This is a genomic window from Rhizobium sp. 01L419 (assembly GCF_056400025.1).
In genome coordinates this window covers 66,368-81,603 of the sequence record NZ_JBFTSM010000017.1, presented here as the reverse complement: position 1 = coordinate 81,603, position 15,236 = coordinate 66,368, and the positions used below count along the sequence as shown (strand labels likewise).

At 59.2% G+C, this 15,236-nt stretch carries 17 protein-coding genes and 1 tRNA gene; 5 read left to right on the top strand and 13 right to left on the bottom strand.

Annotated elements, in window-relative coordinates:
* Positions 1-61: 61 nt before the first annotated feature.
* The 3 genes from AC1DUP_RS27985 (at position 62) to AC1DUP_RS27975 (ending at position 2,661) form a co-directional block, all read left to right on the top strand.
* A complete protein-coding gene (locus tag AC1DUP_RS27985; protein WP_113310634.1) occupies positions 62-514 on the top strand; it encodes a calponin homology domain-containing protein in 453 nt (150 codons plus the stop codon).
* Positions 515-604: 90 nt separating this feature from the next.
* Positions 605-2,137, top strand: a complete 1,533-nt coding sequence (locus tag AC1DUP_RS27980) for an acyl-CoA carboxylase subunit beta (RefSeq protein WP_477835963.1) — start codon at positions 605-607, stop codon at positions 2,135-2,137.
* 128 nt (positions 2,138-2,265) lie between these two features.
* Entirely contained in the window at positions 2,266-2,661 is a 396-nt protein-coding gene (locus AC1DUP_RS27975) for a DoxX family protein (protein ID WP_113299392.1), read from the top strand.
* 61 nt (positions 2,662-2,722) lie between these two features.
* On the opposite strand, the gene sugE is transcribed toward AC1DUP_RS27975, so the two are convergent.
* The 9 genes from sugE to AC1DUP_RS27930 all read right to left on the bottom strand — a co-directional run bounded on the left by sugE (position 2,723) and on the right by AC1DUP_RS27930 (position 10,346).
* Complete coding sequence (sugE, locus tag AC1DUP_RS27970; RefSeq protein ID WP_477835961.1) at positions 2,723-3,037, bottom strand: quaternary ammonium compound efflux SMR transporter SugE; 315 nt, start codon at positions 3,035-3,037, stop codon at positions 2,723-2,725.
* A gap of 171 nt (positions 3,038-3,208) precedes the next feature.
* Positions 3,209-3,652, bottom strand: coding sequence for a YaiI/YqxD family protein (locus AC1DUP_RS27965; protein WP_183804710.1), 444 nt, complete (start codon positions 3,650-3,652; stop codon positions 3,209-3,211).
* Between the two features lie 10 nt (positions 3,653-3,662).
* Complete coding sequence (locus AC1DUP_RS27960; RefSeq protein WP_113310631.1) at positions 3,663-4,136, bottom strand: GNAT family N-acetyltransferase; 474 nt, start codon at positions 4,134-4,136, stop codon at positions 3,663-3,665.
* A complete protein-coding gene (locus AC1DUP_RS27955) occupies positions 4,136-5,263 on the bottom strand; it encodes an S-(hydroxymethyl)glutathione dehydrogenase/class III alcohol dehydrogenase (protein WP_113335418.1) in 1,128 nt (375 codons plus the stop codon). Before AC1DUP_RS27955 ends, AC1DUP_RS27960 begins: the two co-directional genes overlap by 1 nt.
* Positions 5,264-5,468: 205 nt before the next feature.
* Positions 5,469-7,478, bottom strand: coding sequence for an acetyl-CoA carboxylase biotin carboxylase subunit (locus tag AC1DUP_RS27950; protein WP_477835958.1), 2,010 nt, complete (start codon positions 7,476-7,478; stop codon positions 5,469-5,471).
* A 101-nt stretch (positions 7,479-7,579) separates the two neighbouring features.
* On the bottom strand, positions 7,580-8,284 hold the full coding sequence (locus AC1DUP_RS27945; protein WP_113310628.1) for a hypothetical protein: 705 nt from the start codon (positions 8,282-8,284) through the stop codon (positions 7,580-7,582).
* Between the two features lie 97 nt (positions 8,285-8,381).
* Positions 8,382-9,308: a DMT family transporter gene (locus AC1DUP_RS27940; protein WP_113509262.1), complete on the bottom strand. Its 927-nt coding sequence runs from the start codon at positions 9,306-9,308 to the stop codon at positions 8,382-8,384.
* 78 nt (positions 9,309-9,386) lie between these two features.
* Entirely contained in the window at positions 9,387-10,112 is a 726-nt protein-coding gene (gene lipB / locus AC1DUP_RS27935; protein ID WP_113509261.1) for a lipoyl(octanoyl) transferase LipB, read from the bottom strand.
* Positions 10,113-10,235: 123 nt separating this feature from the next.
* Complete coding sequence (locus AC1DUP_RS27930; RefSeq protein WP_477835955.1) at positions 10,236-10,346, bottom strand: glutathionylspermidine synthase family protein; 111 nt, start codon at positions 10,344-10,346, stop codon at positions 10,236-10,238.
* A gap of 125 nt (positions 10,347-10,471) precedes the next feature.
* On the opposite strand from AC1DUP_RS27930, the gene AC1DUP_RS27925 reads away from it, so the two are divergent.
* Positions 10,472-11,158 (top strand): dimethylsulfonioproprionate lyase family protein, encoded by a 687-nt coding sequence (locus AC1DUP_RS27925; protein ID WP_113310625.1) that lies wholly within the window; start codon positions 10,472-10,474, stop codon positions 11,156-11,158.
* A gap of 347 nt (positions 11,159-11,505) precedes the next feature.
* On the opposite strand, the gene AC1DUP_RS27920 is transcribed toward AC1DUP_RS27925, so the two are convergent.
* The 4 genes from AC1DUP_RS27920 to AC1DUP_RS27905 form a co-directional block, all read right to left on the bottom strand.
* A tRNA-Leu gene (locus tag AC1DUP_RS27920) sits at positions 11,506-11,590 on the bottom strand.
* A 173-nt stretch (positions 11,591-11,763) separates the two neighbouring features.
* The gene (locus AC1DUP_RS27915) at positions 11,764-12,135 is read right to left on the bottom strand and encodes a hypothetical protein (RefSeq protein WP_113509260.1); all 372 of its coding nucleotides are present in this window, start codon (positions 12,133-12,135) and stop codon (positions 11,764-11,766) included.
* Positions 12,136-12,461: 326 nt separating this feature from the next.
* A complete protein-coding gene (locus tag AC1DUP_RS27910) occupies positions 12,462-12,959 on the bottom strand; it encodes a BON domain-containing protein (protein WP_477835951.1) in 498 nt (165 codons plus the stop codon).
* Positions 12,960-13,037: 78 nt separating this feature from the next.
* Complete coding sequence (locus AC1DUP_RS27905; protein WP_477835949.1) at positions 13,038-13,532, bottom strand: peptide deformylase; 495 nt, start codon at positions 13,530-13,532, stop codon at positions 13,038-13,040.
* Positions 13,533-13,769: 237 nt separating this feature from the next.
* On the opposite strand from AC1DUP_RS27905, the gene mgtE reads away from it, so the two are divergent.
* Positions 13,770-15,182: a magnesium transporter gene (gene mgtE, locus AC1DUP_RS27900; protein ID WP_113295468.1), complete on the top strand. Its 1,413-nt coding sequence runs from the start codon at positions 13,770-13,772 to the stop codon at positions 15,180-15,182.
* The last annotated feature ends 54 nt before the right edge of the window (positions 15,183-15,236 follow it).

Below are 15,236 nucleotides of genomic sequence, written 5' to 3'. Positions count from 1 at the left end.
TGCCTTGACGGGCTTTATGACCAAATCTGCGACTCCAGACGGGGATATGCGGGAATTTGGAATGAATTGGCAGACGTGGAAATTTTGCCTGATAGCGCTTGTTTGCATCGCGCTGACGGCCTGCGCCAGCCTCATGCCGAAGAAGGAGGAAAAGCCCGTCTACGACGTGCGAAGCGCCGTCGTGCTTTCGAGCACGACCCTGTCGGCGGAACTGCTTTCCGGCATCAGCGACCGCGTCAACTCCGCCATCCGCGCGACGGTCCGCACGAGCGAATTGCCGCGCGTGGTGCTGACGATCCGCATCGTTTCCGTCACAAAGGGCCTCGGTTTCCAGAAGGACCGCAATGTCGCGAAGGTGAGGATCGATGCGGCCTCCGTGGAAGACGGCTCCGTGATCGCCGTAACCTCCTTCGAAGTTACAAGCCTGACCGCCGATCCTGACCTTGCCGACGACATTCTGGCGGAAGATATCGCTGCACGCGTGCGCTCCGCCTTTTCACTGAGCGGACGCTAGGGCATTTCTGTTTCTAAGCAATTCCGGACACAAAACCGCGCATACTTTGCTGAAATGCTGCATAACCGCTGAAAGCGGCGAGGGGGGATCATGAAGGATATTCTGGAAGAGCTCGAACGCCGCCGCAAAATTGCCCGTCTCGGCGGCGGCAAGGTGCGCATCGACGCGCAGCATCAGCGCGGCAAGCTGACGGCGCGTGAGCGCATCGACCTCTTCCTCGACGAAGGCTCCTTCGAGGAGTTCGACATGTTCGTCGAGCACCGCTCTACCGATTTCGGCATGGACAAGAGCCGCATCGCCGGCGACGGCGTGGTGACCGGCTGGGGCACGGTCAACGGCCGCACCGTCTTCGTCTTCGCCAAGGATTTCACCGTCTTCGGCGGTTCGCTGTCGGAAGCCCATGCCGAGAAGATCATCAAGGTGCAGGATATGGCGCTGAAGAACCGCGCGCCAATCATCGGCATCTATGATGCGGGCGGCGCGCGCATCCAGGAGGGTGTGGCAGCCCTTGGCGGTTATGCCGAGGTCTTCCAGCGCAATGTGCTCGCGTCGGGCGTCATTCCGCAGATCTCCGTCATCATGGGGCCATGCGCCGGCGGCGACGTCTATTCGCCAGCCATGACCGACTTCATCTTCATGGTGCGCGATACGTCCTACATGTTCGTGACCGGTCCCGATGTCGTGAAGACCGTCACCAACGAGACGGTGACATCGGAAGAACTCGGTGGCGCGAGCGTGCATACGACGCGCTCCTCGATAGCCGATGGCGCCTATGACAATGATGTCGATACGCTCTTGCAGGTCCGCCGCCTCATTGATTTCCTGCCGCAGTCGAACACATCGCCGGTGCCGGAAATCGAATCTTATCAGTCGGTGACCGATGCCGACAATTCGCTGGATACGTTGATCCCGGCCAATGCCAACAAGCCCTACGACATCAAGGAATTGATGCAGAAGGTGGCGGACGAGGGGGATTTCTTCGAGATCCAGGCGAGCTTTGCCAAAAATATCGTCTGCGGCTTCGGGCGCATCGAGGGCTCGACTGTCGGCTTCGTCGCCAATCAGCCGATGGTGCTTGCCGGCGTGCTTGACAGCGACGCCTCACGCAAGGCGGCGCGCTTCGTGCGCTTCTGCGACTGCTTCAACATTCCGATCGTCACCTTCGTCGACGTGCCGGGCTTCCTACCGGGCACGGCGCAGGAATATGGCGGGCTCATCAAGCATGGCGCCAAGCTGCTCTTTGCCTATGCGGAAGCGACGGTGCCGAAGCTGACGGTCATTACCCGCAAGGCCTTCGGCGGCGCCTATGACGTGATGGCGTCGAAACATCTGCGGGGCGATTTGAACTATGCCTGGCCGACGGCCCAGATCGCCGTCATGGGCGCCAAGGGCGCCGTCGAGATCATCTTCCGCAAGGATATCGCCGATCCCGAAAAGATTGCGGCGCACACGAAAATGTATGAGGATCGCTTCCTGTCACCCTTCGTGGCGGCCGAGCGGGGCTATGTTGACGAGGTGATCATGCCGCATTCGACACGGCGCCGGCTGGCTCGCGGCCTGAAGATGCTGCGGAACAAGGATCTCAGCAATCCCTGGAAGAAGCACGACAACATCCCGTTGTGAACGAATAAAGGAGCCTCTTCAGGTGTTTATCCACTGTCGAAGTTGTGAACGCCTGTCAGCAAACTGTGTCTTCAATCACCGTTAGAGACACGGTAACGCTCGGCAGTACACCCTTAAGGAGAGTCTTTATGTCAACTTTCGAGCGTCTATCCGCCTACCGCCCCTATGGTCTGGCCGCTCTCAGAATCATGACCGCGCTTCTGTTCATCGAGCACGGAACGATGAAGCTTTTCGGCTTCCCGGCAGCGCAGGGCGACGGCCCGCTATCCACTTTGTTCCTGATTGCGGCACTGCTGGAAACCTTTGGCGGTATCCTCATTCTCATCGGCTTCGCAACACGGCCGGTTGCCTTCCTGTTGGCGGGCGAAATGGCGATCGCCTATTTCATGGCGCATATGCCGCACAGCTTCTTCCCGGCTCTCAACCAGGGCGATGGCGCGATCCTGTTCTGCTTCGTCTTCCTCTACCTGTTCTTTGCCGGCGCCGGTGCATGGTCCGTCGATAACAGAAACGCGGCTGCCTAACAGAAGAGGCTGCGGGTGCTTCATCGCCCGCAGCCTCTTCTTCATTTCAGATATTTCTTTTTCAGGCCGTCAGCTTGAGGCCGGCAATGCCGGCGACGATCAGCGCAATGCAGATCAGGCGCGAGGCGCTTGCCGCATCCCCCAGAAGCCAGATACCGAGCAGGACGGTACCAACAGTGCCTATACCGGTCCAGATCGCGTAAGCCGTGCCGATGGGCAGGGTTTTGACGGCAAGACCGAGCAGGATGACGCTCACCACCATGCAAATGACTGTGAGGATCGTCGGCATCAGACGGGTGAAGCCGTCGGTATATTTCAGACCGATTGCCCAACCGCATTCAAAAAGGCCAGCGAGAAAAAGCAGGAACCAGGCCATCATACTCTCCTTGTCAAGAGCGAGGCCGTCCCCGCGACTTTTGCGCCTCGAGCAGACCCGAGCGCCGCAGTCGTCTGCGTCACGCTTGATATGGACGAGGGAACGGCTGACTTCAAGTTAGGAATTGGCATAGCTGCCATGCCACCCGATTCCAGCGGGCAGGCCTGGCAATCAGGCGTTCTTCGCGCGGCGGCAGAGACGATCGAAGGTCTCGAGGAAACGCGAACGATCCTTGGGGCTGAAAGCGGCATTGTAGCCCTTGCTTTCGCCGGTCTCTCGCAGATGAGCGCCGAGATCGCGCATGGCGCTCGCCATGCCGATGTTGGTCTCATCAAAGACACGTCCTGTCGGGCCTGTCACGAAGGAGCCCTTGGCGACGCACCGAACCGCAAGCGGCACGTCGGCAGTCACCACGACATCCGTCGGGCCGGTATTGTCGGCGATCCAGTTGTCGGCGGCGTCAAAGGCATTCGAAACAATGACGTTGCGGACCATAGGGTCGCGGGATGGGCGCAGACCGGAATTGGCGACGAAGGTCACCTCCATGCCGAGGCGTTCGGCCACTTTCAGGATTTCCGGTTTGACGGGGCAGGCATCGGCATCGACATAGATCATGGGAAAACCCTCATGCCGGCTCTCCGGCCAGCTGGCGGACCATATCGATATGGGGAATGCCGTCTTCCAGATATTCCTCCGAGGTCTTCACGAAACCGAAGGATTCGTAGAAGCGACGCAGATGGGCCTGCGCCGAAAGCGCGATGGGATTTTCGGGAAAGAGCCTTTCACAGACGATGATCGATTCCTTCATCACCGCATCGCCGAGCCGCCTGCCGCGATGGGCGGGCGAGACGACGACGCGGCCGATCTTTGCCGGATCCTGTGCATTATAGGGCTTCAGGAGCCGCGTGGAGGCAATGAGTTCAGTGCCCTCCAGCAGCCGCAGGTGCAGGGCATCGATATCCTTGCCGTCGAGTTCCGGATAGGGGCAATTCTGCTCGACGACGAAGACATCCACACGCATTCTCAAGAGGTCGTAAAGCTCCCGCGCGGAGAGCTCATCGAGGCCCTTCAGATCGACGCTGTAGGCAATAGCAGTCATCAATAGACCACGACGCCGCGGATGCTTTCACCCTTATGCATGAGATCGAAGCCCTTGTTGATGTCTTCGAGCGGCATTGTGTGGGTGATCATCGGGTCGATCTGGATCTTGCCCTCCATGTACCAGTCGACGATCTTCGGCACATCGGTGCGACCGCGGGCGCCACCGAAGGCCGTGCCCATCCAGTTGCGGCCAGTGACCAGCTGGAAGGGACGCGTCGAGATCTCCTGGCCGGCGCCGGCGACGCCAATGATGACGGACTTGCCCCAGCCACGGTGGCTGGCTTCCAGCGCCTGACGCATGACCTTGGTGTTGCCGGTGCAGTCGAAGGTGTAATCGGCGCCGCCGATCAGGTCGCCATGGCGCTTCGTCATGTTGACGAGATAGGGCACGATGTCGTCGCCGACTTCCTTCGGGTTGACGAAATGCGTCATGCCGAACTTCTCGCCCCATGCCTTACGGTCAGGGTTGATATCGACGCCGATGATCATGTCGGCGCCGGCAAGGCGCAGACCCTGTAGAACGTTGAGGCCGATGCCGCCGAGACCGAAGACGATGGCGGTCGAGCCGATCTCGACCTTGGCGGTATTGATGACGGCGCCGATACCTGTCGTGACACCGCAGCCGATATAGCAGACCTTGTCGAAGGGGGCGTCGGGGTTGATCTTGGCAAGCGCGATCTCCGGCAGAACGGTGAAGTTCGCGAAGGTCGAGCAGCCCATATAGTGGTGGATCTTGTCCTTGCCGATCGAGAACCGCGAGGTGCCGTCGGGCATCACGCCCTGACCCTGGGTCGCGCGGATCGAGGTGCAGAGATTGGTCTTGCGCGAGGTGCACGAATAGCATTCGCGGCATTCCGGCGTGTAGAGCGGAATCACGTGATCGCCCTTTTTCACGGACGTGACGCCGGGGCCGACATCGACGACGATGCCGGCGCCTTCATGGCCAAGGATCGCCGGGAAAAGACCTTCCGGATCGGCACCGGAAAGCGTGAAATCGTCGGTATGGCAAATGCCGGTCGCCTTGACCTCGATCAGCACTTCGCCGGCCTTCGGGCCTTCGAGCTGAACGGTCATGACCTCAAGGGGTTTTCCTGCCTGAACGGCAACGGCGGCGCGAACATCCATCTTCGATCTCCTCTGATTTGCGTGGCGGACTCTTGCACGCTCGGCGAGGATGGCTCAAGCACAAAAAGGGCTTAGAACGCCATTCGAAAATCGGCTTCGCCTAGGTGAATTCCATATCGGCTTCGCCTAGGTGAATTCCATATCGGCTTCGCCTGGGTGAATTCCATATCGGCTTCGCCTGGTTGAACTCCATATCGGCTTCGCCTCAGGCAAATTCCATGATGATGGCATCGACCGCGAGGCTTTCGCCAGGAGCGGCCGTGATCTTGCCGACGACGAGATCGCGCTCGGCACGCAGCACGTTTTCCATCTTCATCGCTTCGACGACAGCGAGCGTTTCGCCTGCCTTGACCTCCTGGCCTTCGGAGACGGCGATCGAGACGACGAGGCCGGGCATGGGGCAGAGCAGGAGCTTGGAGGTATCCGGCGGCAACTTGACGGGCATCAGGCGATCCAACTCGGCATGACGCGGCGTAAAGACACGCGCCTTGACCGAAAGACCCTGCCAGTCGATTCGCAGGCCATTCAGGATCGGACGGATCTGCGCCGTCACCGGCCGGCTGGCAATCCTGCCATGCCAGACAGGATCGCCCGGTCTCCAATCGGTGACAACGGTTTCGGTGCGGCCACCGACCTCCATTTCCATCTCGAAGGGAATCGTGACGAGGCCATCGATCAGTTTGACAGGCACATAGGTGCTGCCAAGCTTGACGGCCCATTCGTCACGCAAGGAGCCGCTCGCCTGGCGCAAGCGGTCGGCAAAGTCCTCGCGGCGGCCGGACTCGATCAAGGAAACGGAAAGCGCGATGGCGGCAAGCGCTGCCTCTTCCGCTGCGTCAGGCGCCATCGGGGCGAAGCCTTCAGGATATTCCTCAGCGATGAAGCCGGTGGAAAGGCGGCCTTCGCGCCAGCGCGGATGCTTCATGAGCGCCGAGAGGAAGGGAACATTGTGTTCGATGCCATCGACCACGAACGCGTCGAGCGCCTGGCCCATGGCTTCCACCGCCTGCAGGCGGCTCGGCGCCCAGGTGCAGAGCTTGGCGATCATCGGGTCGTAATACATGGAGATTTCGGCGCCTTCGAAGACACCGGTATCGTTGCGAATGATCAGATCGCCAGTCCGGCCCTCTGCCGGTGGCCGGTAACGCGTCAGGCGGCCGATTGAGGGCAGGAAGTTGCGGTAGGGATCTTCGGCATAGAGACGGCTTTCCACCGCCCAGCCATTCAACCTGATGTCCTTCTGGGCGAAGGGCAGCTTCTCGCCTGATGCAACGCGGATCATCTGCTCGACGAGATCGATGCCGGTCACGAGTTCCGTTACCGGATGCTCAACCTGCAGGCGGGTATTCATTTCGAGGAAATAGAAATTGCGGTCGCGGTCGACAATGAACTCCACCGTGCCGGCGCTCTGATAGTCGACAGCCTTTGCGAGCGCCACCGACTGCGCGCCCATGGCGGCACGGGTCTTCTCATCGAGGAAAGGCGAGGGCGCTTCTTCGGCGACCTTCTGGTTCCGTCGCTGGATGGAGCATTCGCGCTCGCCGAGATAGACGACATTACCATGCGCATCCGCCAGCACCTGGATTTCGATATGGCGCGGATCGACCACATATTTCTCGATGAAGACGCGGTCGTCGCCGAAGGAACTCTTGGCTTCCGAGCGGGCGCGGTCGAAGCCGTCGCGCACCTCCGCCTGATTCCAGGCAATGCGCATACCCTTGCCGCCGCCGCCGGCTGATGCCTTGATCATCACGGGATAGCCGATCTCAGCGGCGATCTTTTCGGCATGCGCCACGTCATCGATCACCCCGAGATAACCGGGTACGGTCGAGACCTTGGCGGCATTGGCGAATTTCTTCGATTCGATCTTGTCGCCCATCGCCATGATCGCCCTGGGCTTCGGGCCTATGAAGATGATGCCTTCCTTCTCCAGCGCCTCGCAGAAGGAAGCGCGCTCCGACAGGAAGCCATAGCCGGGGTGCACGGCTTCGGCACCGGTCTCTTTGCAGGCAGCGATTATCTTTTCGGCAACGAGATAGCTTTCGGCAGCCGGGGCAGGGCCAATGTGGACGGCCTCATCGGCCATTTCGACATGCAGGGCATCCCGATCCGCATCCGAATAGACCGCAACGGTGGCAATGCCCATGCGGCGCGCGGTTTTGATCACGCGGCAGGCAATCTCGCCGCGATTCGCGATCAGGATTTTCTTGAACATCGAGACTCCACCCAGGAAATGCGTTCCGGAGTTTTACGCATAAAAAGCCGGAACGTACAATTGGGCTGAAGAATCAGGGCGGGCTGAGATATTACAGACGATCAGGCAACCGCAGCAGCGACGACCGGCTCTTCGTCGATGATGCGCAGCCAACGGCTGCGTTTCGGCTCGGCATAATCTCTGATTTCGACCGCAGCCATGATCTCGCCCCAGCGCTGATGATTCGCGCCTGGTAGCGTTGCCGCCTCGATGCGCTGCAGAACGCCATATTCGACCGGCGAAACGCCGATGACGCCGCCTTCGCTGACGCTTCTCAAAACGCGCATGACGTAGTCGACATCCTGGCGTGCGATGCTCTTGCGGTCGATAGCGCGGGTCAGTTTGTAGCCGCCGATATCCTCTGATAGCGCCAGGCGGAGCTGATCGAGCGCGAGCGCCCGCAGCTCATCGGGCACATGGGCGCTGAGTTCCATGACGTGCAGGACGAGCTCAAGCTCGAGCGCGGAATTGACAACGCCGTCGGTCGTGAACATGCGCATGATCCATGCGACATTTATTTCGTCCAGTGAGCCCTGCGGATAGGTATAATCGACGATGAAGCCTGCCAGCTGTTCCACGAAGAACGCGTTCCATTCCGAGCATTTTTCGGGGCAGGAATTATTGAGCGCCAACATCACCACGACATCATCGGATGTCCGGATTCCCTCCGGAAAGGTATGTTTGCGCAGCAGCACAATGTCCTCGGCCGTCAGCCGATGCTTACCGGCGATGACACACGCCGGAAAAGCGAGACGGAACTCACTCATCTTTTATCTCCAGACTTCATCATGAAGTCGGAAGTGGTTTTATCGATACCGAATTGAAGATCCCTCAAGAAGGAGGGTTAACCTTGGATTGGCCGTTTCATTCGGATTTTAACGACCGTGCCTGCAAACGCTCGCGCCAGATGATAAAAAGACCCGATGCAACTATAATGGCGATGCCGATCCATTTGGAAACATTCGGAAAATCGCCGAAGAGGGCGTAACCGAGCACGGTCGCCGAAATGATCTCGAAATATTGGAACGGCGCAAGCAGCGACAGCGGCGCCAGGCGGAAAGCCTTAACAACCAGCATGTGCGCATAGCCCGAGATCGTGCCGAGAATGACCAGCAGCGCGAGGCCGAGCCAGGAGGCGGGCAGGGAGGGGGTGAAGTCGGCATTGCCGATGCTGCTTCCGACAAACATTGCGCCCGCCATGAAGATCGTACCGCCGATACCCGACATCGTTTGCATCGTCAGCGGCGAATCCGCCTCGCCGATCGCACGGTTGAGGAAGAGATAAAGCGAGAAGAGGAAGGCGCAGAAAACCGGCAGCAGTGCCTTCAGGCCAAAGATCTCATAGCTTGGCTGGATGACGATCATCGCGCCGCCGAAACCGACGACGATTGCCATCCAGCGGCGCCAGCCGACCTTGTCTCCCAGAAACAGTGCCGAGAGCGTCGTCAGCATGAAGGGCTCGACGAAGTAGATGGCGAAGACATCGGCGAGCGGCATGTATTTGACCGCGACGAAGAAAAGCAGGCTGGCTGCGCCATGCAGCGCACCGCGCAGGAGGTTCATCCACGGGCGCTTGGCGGACAGCGCCTGCATGCCGAACATGGCAAAGAGGATCGGCAGAGTGCAGACCAGCTGGAAGAAGAAGCGGTAGAAGGTTACCTGTCCAGGCGACATGCCCTCGAAGGTCGCCATGTATTTGGCGATCGCGTCCATCGTCGGCAGGATGGCCATGGCGCCAGCCATGATAGCCATGCCCTGGAGCGGATTCTGTGCGGAGGGAGATTGGGACATGAGGGCTGCTTCTTGCGGATGACGTCATCAACCACAGGAAGGTCATTCAATCAAGGACTGGCAATCAAGGACTGGCAATCAAGGACAGTGCCCCGTATCGTTGACGGTTTCGCCGAAGATCTCTTCGAAGGCAGCACGCAGGCGGATATCGGCATCGGCCATCATCACCGGCAGGCCGAGATCGACGAGGCTGGTAACGCCGAAGGCCGAGATGCCGCAGGGCACGATGCCGGTGAAATGATCGAGATCGGGATCGACGTTCAGCGACAGGCCGTGGAAAGTCACCCATTTGCGCAGGCGGATGCCAAGTGCGGCGATCTTGTCTTCCGCCATGGTGCCGTCAGGCAATAGCGGCCTCTCCGGCCGGCGGACCCAGACACCGACACGATCCTCGCGCCGTTCACCGCGCACGTTCATCGAATCGAGCGTTCGGATGATGACTTCTTCCAGTGCTGCGACGAAGGCGCGGACATCCTGCCGGCGGCGCTTGAGATCAAGCATGACATAGGCAACACGCTGGCCGGGACCGTGATAGGTATATTCACCGCCGCGGCCGGTGGCGAAGACCGGGAAGCGATCCGGCTCGACGAGATCCTTGGCATCGGCACTGGTGCCGGCCGTATAGAGCGACGGATGCTCCAGCAGCCAGACAAGCTCGTCGCCGCCTTCGGCAATATCAGCTACCTCCCGCTCCATCGTCTCTACCGCTTCCACATAGGGCACGAGCTCATCCGAGATGCGCCAGCGAACGGGGCGCGAACCAAGTTTCGGGAGCATAGAGAAATCGAGATCGGTGCGTAGCATGACAGTCCTTGGCGCGCCATCACGCAAAGAGAGGCGCGGCGCGGGCTTCTATATGGACTCGGGCGAAGAGCGATTCAATTGTTCTTTGCTGCAGGCGGCTTTTCAGCATGGAGCGTCTACGCGCTACCGGTCTATCATGAAATGCGGAACGAAGCGGGAGACGTTCCGGGTGATCGGCGATTTGTCCGCGCGGATGCCGTCGCAAGTCTCTCCCGCCACGACCCAGGAACCCACGACGGCATGAGGCCGATACTGTGGCTGAACGTTATGCCGCCGATCGTGGCCTGGCGGCAAATCGATCAGAGTCCTTGCAGGAGCTGGACCCGGCACTGTAGGGAAGGTCCTGCACGGAGAAGGTAATGGGCAGGATAATCAAGCGGGCAGCAGATCTACTCATCACCGATGAGAATGAGCCGGTAAAAAGCAGGCTTCGCGAACGCGGCGCAGCGCAGCGCCCAGCGATGCTCGACAACTTCCTGAACTTGCTGGTCCGGGCGATGCTGAATCCCTCGGCTTCGACGATGGCGAGCTTTGTCGCGGGTAAGGTCTTTCAAAAGCTCGAGCGTACAGGAACGCTGCGCGACACGCGGCTCCAGGATACCGGAACCCCTTCAGGCCTTGAGGCGGCACTTCAAAACGCAATCGCGACTGGCGACTTATACTCCGAGATAGCGCAGTGCGTTTGGCGCCTTGCCGAATCGCTCGTGTGGATCAGAGGCAGAAGTGGACCATTTGCCAGCCTCAACTTTGAGAAGGCCCATGCCCATAGCGTGATTGTTGGGCCAGGTGGCCTGGAGGACCGGACGGATATCCGGGTTGGCCTTACATATATGGAACCCTACAGCCGTTTCCCGGATCACGTCCAACGGTTTTCACGGGCCTTCCTGCTGCTTTCCCCATGCGAACTTTCAATAGCCGGAGAGAACTGGTTTTCGACCGGAATAGGCGGTGTCTTCGCTGCTGAAGCCGGACAGTCGTTTGCCATGCGTTGCACCACTACTCCGCTTCTCGCGGTCTGGTGTCACGTTGAAGAGGCGGGAAGATAAAGTGCCAGGACCGCGCCGATTCCGGTGACGGGCGATATGGGATGAGTCGCGTATCAGTGATGCTCAAAGAGGCAGCACAGTCTCTGTGTCAGATCGGAGATTCGAGGGGCGTTTGAAAAGCAAACCGTCACGCCGAGGACTCAGTCTTGGAGGGATTGAACTGAGATGATCACGGGAGCTGCTTAAGAGAGGTGCGAACGTTGAACATCGATCAAATCGGTTGCTTTTTTCGCGACCACACAAACAGAACCAATAAAAGTATGGTTCTGGCGTAACTAAAATCGCGCGGAGAAATATTCGCACTCGTCCAAAAAAACATAATCAAAATAATACCCCTGAGAGGGGAATGGTGCGGTCGAGAAGACTCGAACTTCCACGGGTTGCCCCACAGCGACCTCAACGCTGCGCGTCTACCAATTCCGCCACGACCGCATCGTGGTAGGCCGATTTGCGTCGGCGAGGCAGCATGTAGCAAAAGCCTCAGAGGTACACAAGCGCGATGTGACAGTTTTTTTTAAAAGCTTGCCCGAGGTGTGGATTACGCCGCAGGAGACATTGAAATTACAAAAGAAAAGGGCCGGAAACCGGCCCTTTCTCGGATTATGTCAGTGCATTGCGCGGCATGCTTCGGTGCGGCTTGCTCCGCTATCGGCGCCTTTCTGGTGGGAGCCCTTCGGGCCGACCATGCTGTGGCAGTCCGGCAGCGGCTTGATGCTGGCGGTCGTGGTGTTGTCGACTTTCGCCGGCTTCGTCATTGCTGTCGGCGAGAAGCCATCGCTGTCATTCGTGTAGTCGCTGGAATAGGCAGGGGCGGCCGCATGGGTCGGGTAGTGCATGGGCTTGGCCGGTGCGACCGGGGTCTGGTAGAGGCCGTCGCCATCGTTGGAATAGTCGTCGTTGTACTTCGTCTGAGCGAAGGCTGCACTGGCCAGGCTGACGGCAAACAGGGTGGCGGCGGCGGCGATTTTCATGCGCATGGGTCATCTCCTCAATCTCTTGTTGCAAGCAACAACACAAAACCAACCCTCGGCAAGCTCAGTTCGCTCCCCAATTCGGGCAAATTTGTGAGAAAGATGACGGCCATGTTGCGACGTTTTGTCCAAATGAAATCACATATTTGTCAATGTTTTTGAGGGGTACGTTACCTTAGCCGGCACAGTTAATTGCCTGAGATGTCAACGCTTTCATCCGAAGGGCAATTTTGCAATCTTTAATTGATTAACTATTTGTAATTTTAGAGACGGAAAAACCGGAAAGCAGCAAGCTTTCCGGTCCTGAAATGTGGCGATTTCGTGTTTTGGCCTTAGTCTTCGTTCGGGATGTGGGCATCGACACCTGTCATCTGCAGCCGGTTACGCACATGGTGGACACCGTCCACCGACAGAGCGCCGAGCTCGACCTTGCGGGCGATGCCGATCGTTTCGACCGACCCGTCCAGCGTCACGGTATGCCCGTCGGCGTGAACCTCGACGCTGTCGATATCTACCTCGGGGATATTTTCCAGATTTTCGGTCACGCGGGCCTCGAGATCGTCGCTCTCGTCGCGGTCGATGGTATCAGGCTCGAGCGAATCCTTCAGACGATTTTCATTGCCCTCCTCGTCCGTGCCGTCGATGCGGAAGCCGCCGTTGCGGTCACGGTCGAAATTGGCCGAGGTTTCGCCATAGGCACGGTTTTCGGTTGCTGCGGCTTTCGCACCGCTGCCGTCGGCATAAGGCCAGCCGTCGTCCAGATTGCGCTCCTCGAAGTCGCGATAATCCTCTTCGCGGGAAAGCGAGGTCTTGTCAGTGATCTTTGGCATTTCCGTCTCCTTCCGGTTCCATTCTGCAAGGCAAACGCCGGAAGGGCGCTGTTGGTTCGACCGATTGCGGCGCTACCCTCAGCTTTTCATTCTATCCCACTTTTTGACCAGCCGGTCACGCTTCAGCCGCGACAGGCGCTGCAGCCAGAAAATGCCGTCGAGCTGATCGATCTCGTGCTGGACGCAGATGGCGAGGAAGTCCGATGCCTCTTCTTCGTGGTGATGGCCCTGGAGATCCTGATAGTGAAAGCGGATCGCCTTCGGGCGTGTGACCTCGTCCGTCGCGCCCGGCATCGAGACGCTGCCCTCCATATGGATCATCGTCTCGTCCGAAAACCAGGTGATGTCGGGATTGACATAGATGCGCACGCCGTCGGCCTTGTCGAGTTCCAGCACCGTCAGCCGCTCAAAGACGCCGATATGGGCAGCGGTGATGCCGACACCGGGTGCCGCCCGCATCGTCTGCAACAGGTCGTCGGCAAGCCCTGACAGGGCCGAATCGAACGACATTACCGGGGCGCAGACCGTCTTCAGGCCGGGATGCGGATAGCGGAGAATCGGGCGGATCGGCACAGCTAAGCTTCCTTTCGGCAAATGGCAGCGGAAACTATAGCCGACCACAGGCATTGTCATCAGAAAGCATGTGTTTGAGCTTTACGGCAGAAATGCTTTGGGCTAGCAGGTCGATAAGGAATCCCGCGGCCGCAAGGGCAGGGCGGAATTCGCTTATCCGCTTGTTGACAATGCATTTTCAGCCGACATTTTCCAATGCGGCTCGATAGTCTTTGAAATCAGATGCGAGGGCGGCATATGACGACGACCGATACCGAAGACCGCCGCAAGCGTCCGACCGACGAAGAAGTCGATATCTATAATGAAGATGGCAATGTGCGCAGCGATTTCCTGGCGCGCCTGGGTGCAGCCATCGCCGATCGCGATACGCTGTTTCTTCGCCAGAACGTCGCGCGCCTGCACGAATCGGAAATAGGCGACCTCCTGGAATCGATCCAGCCGGATCAGCGCCTAGCGCTGGTGCGCCTGCTCGGCGACGATTTCGACATGACGGCGCTGACCGAAGTGGACGAGACGATCCGCCGCGAGATCGTCGACCAGCTGCCGAACGAGCAGATCGCCGCGGCCATCGGCGAACTGGATTCGGACGACGCGGTCTACATTCTCGAAGACCTCGACAAGGAAGACCGGGAAGAGATCCTCGCGCAGCTGCCGTTTACGGAGCGGGTGCGCCTTCGCCGCGCGCTCGATTATCCCGAAAGCTCGGCCGGCCGCCGCATGCAGACGGAATTCGTCGCCGTGCCGCCGTTCTGGACCGTCGGACAGACGATCGACTACATGCGCGACGAGGAGGATCTGCCCTATTCCTTCTCGCAGATCTTCGTCATCGACCCGACCTTCAAGTTGCTCGGGGCCGTCGATCTCGATCAGATCCTGCGCACCAAGCGGCAGAACAAGATCGAAGCCATCATGCGGGAAACGAACCATCCGATCCCCGCCGAGATGGACCAGGAAGAGGCCGCCCAGCTCTTCGAACAGTACGACCTCCTGTCTGCGGCTGTCGTCGATGAGAACGAACGGCTCGTCGGCGTGCTCACCATCGACGACGTGGTCGACGTCATCCACGAAGAGGCGGACGAGGACATCAAGCGTCTCGGCGGTGTGGGCGACGAAGAACTGTCCGACAACGTGATCTCGACCGTGCGCTCGCGCTTCCTCTGGCTCTTGATCAACTTGGGCACGGCGATGCTGTCTGCAAGCGTCATCGGCCTCTTCGACGGCTCGATCGAGAAGATGATTGCGCTTGCGGTGCTGATGCCTATCGTCGCCTCCATGGGCGGCAATGCCGGCACGCAGACCATGACCGTGACCGTGCGTGCACTCGCAACCCGTGACCTCGATATCTACAATGCCGGCCGCATCATCCGCAGAGAGGCGGGCGTCGGCATCCTGAACGGAATGCTCTTCGCCTTGCTGCTGGGCTTGATCGCCGGCACCTGGTTCCACAATTACCAGCTTGGCGCCGTCATCGGGGCGGCGATGATCATCAATCTGATTGCAGCAGCCCTTGCCGGCATCCTGTTGCCGCTGCTGCTCGACAAGATGGGAGCGGACCCTGCGATCGCCTCGTCCGTCTTCGTCACGACCGTCACCGACTGTACCGGCTTTTTCGCCTTCCTCGGCTTAGCGACATGGTGGTTCGGCATCTGAACAGATGCCTAAATTGACTATTACGTAAAAGTCAATATTATGTCAGGCGGATGA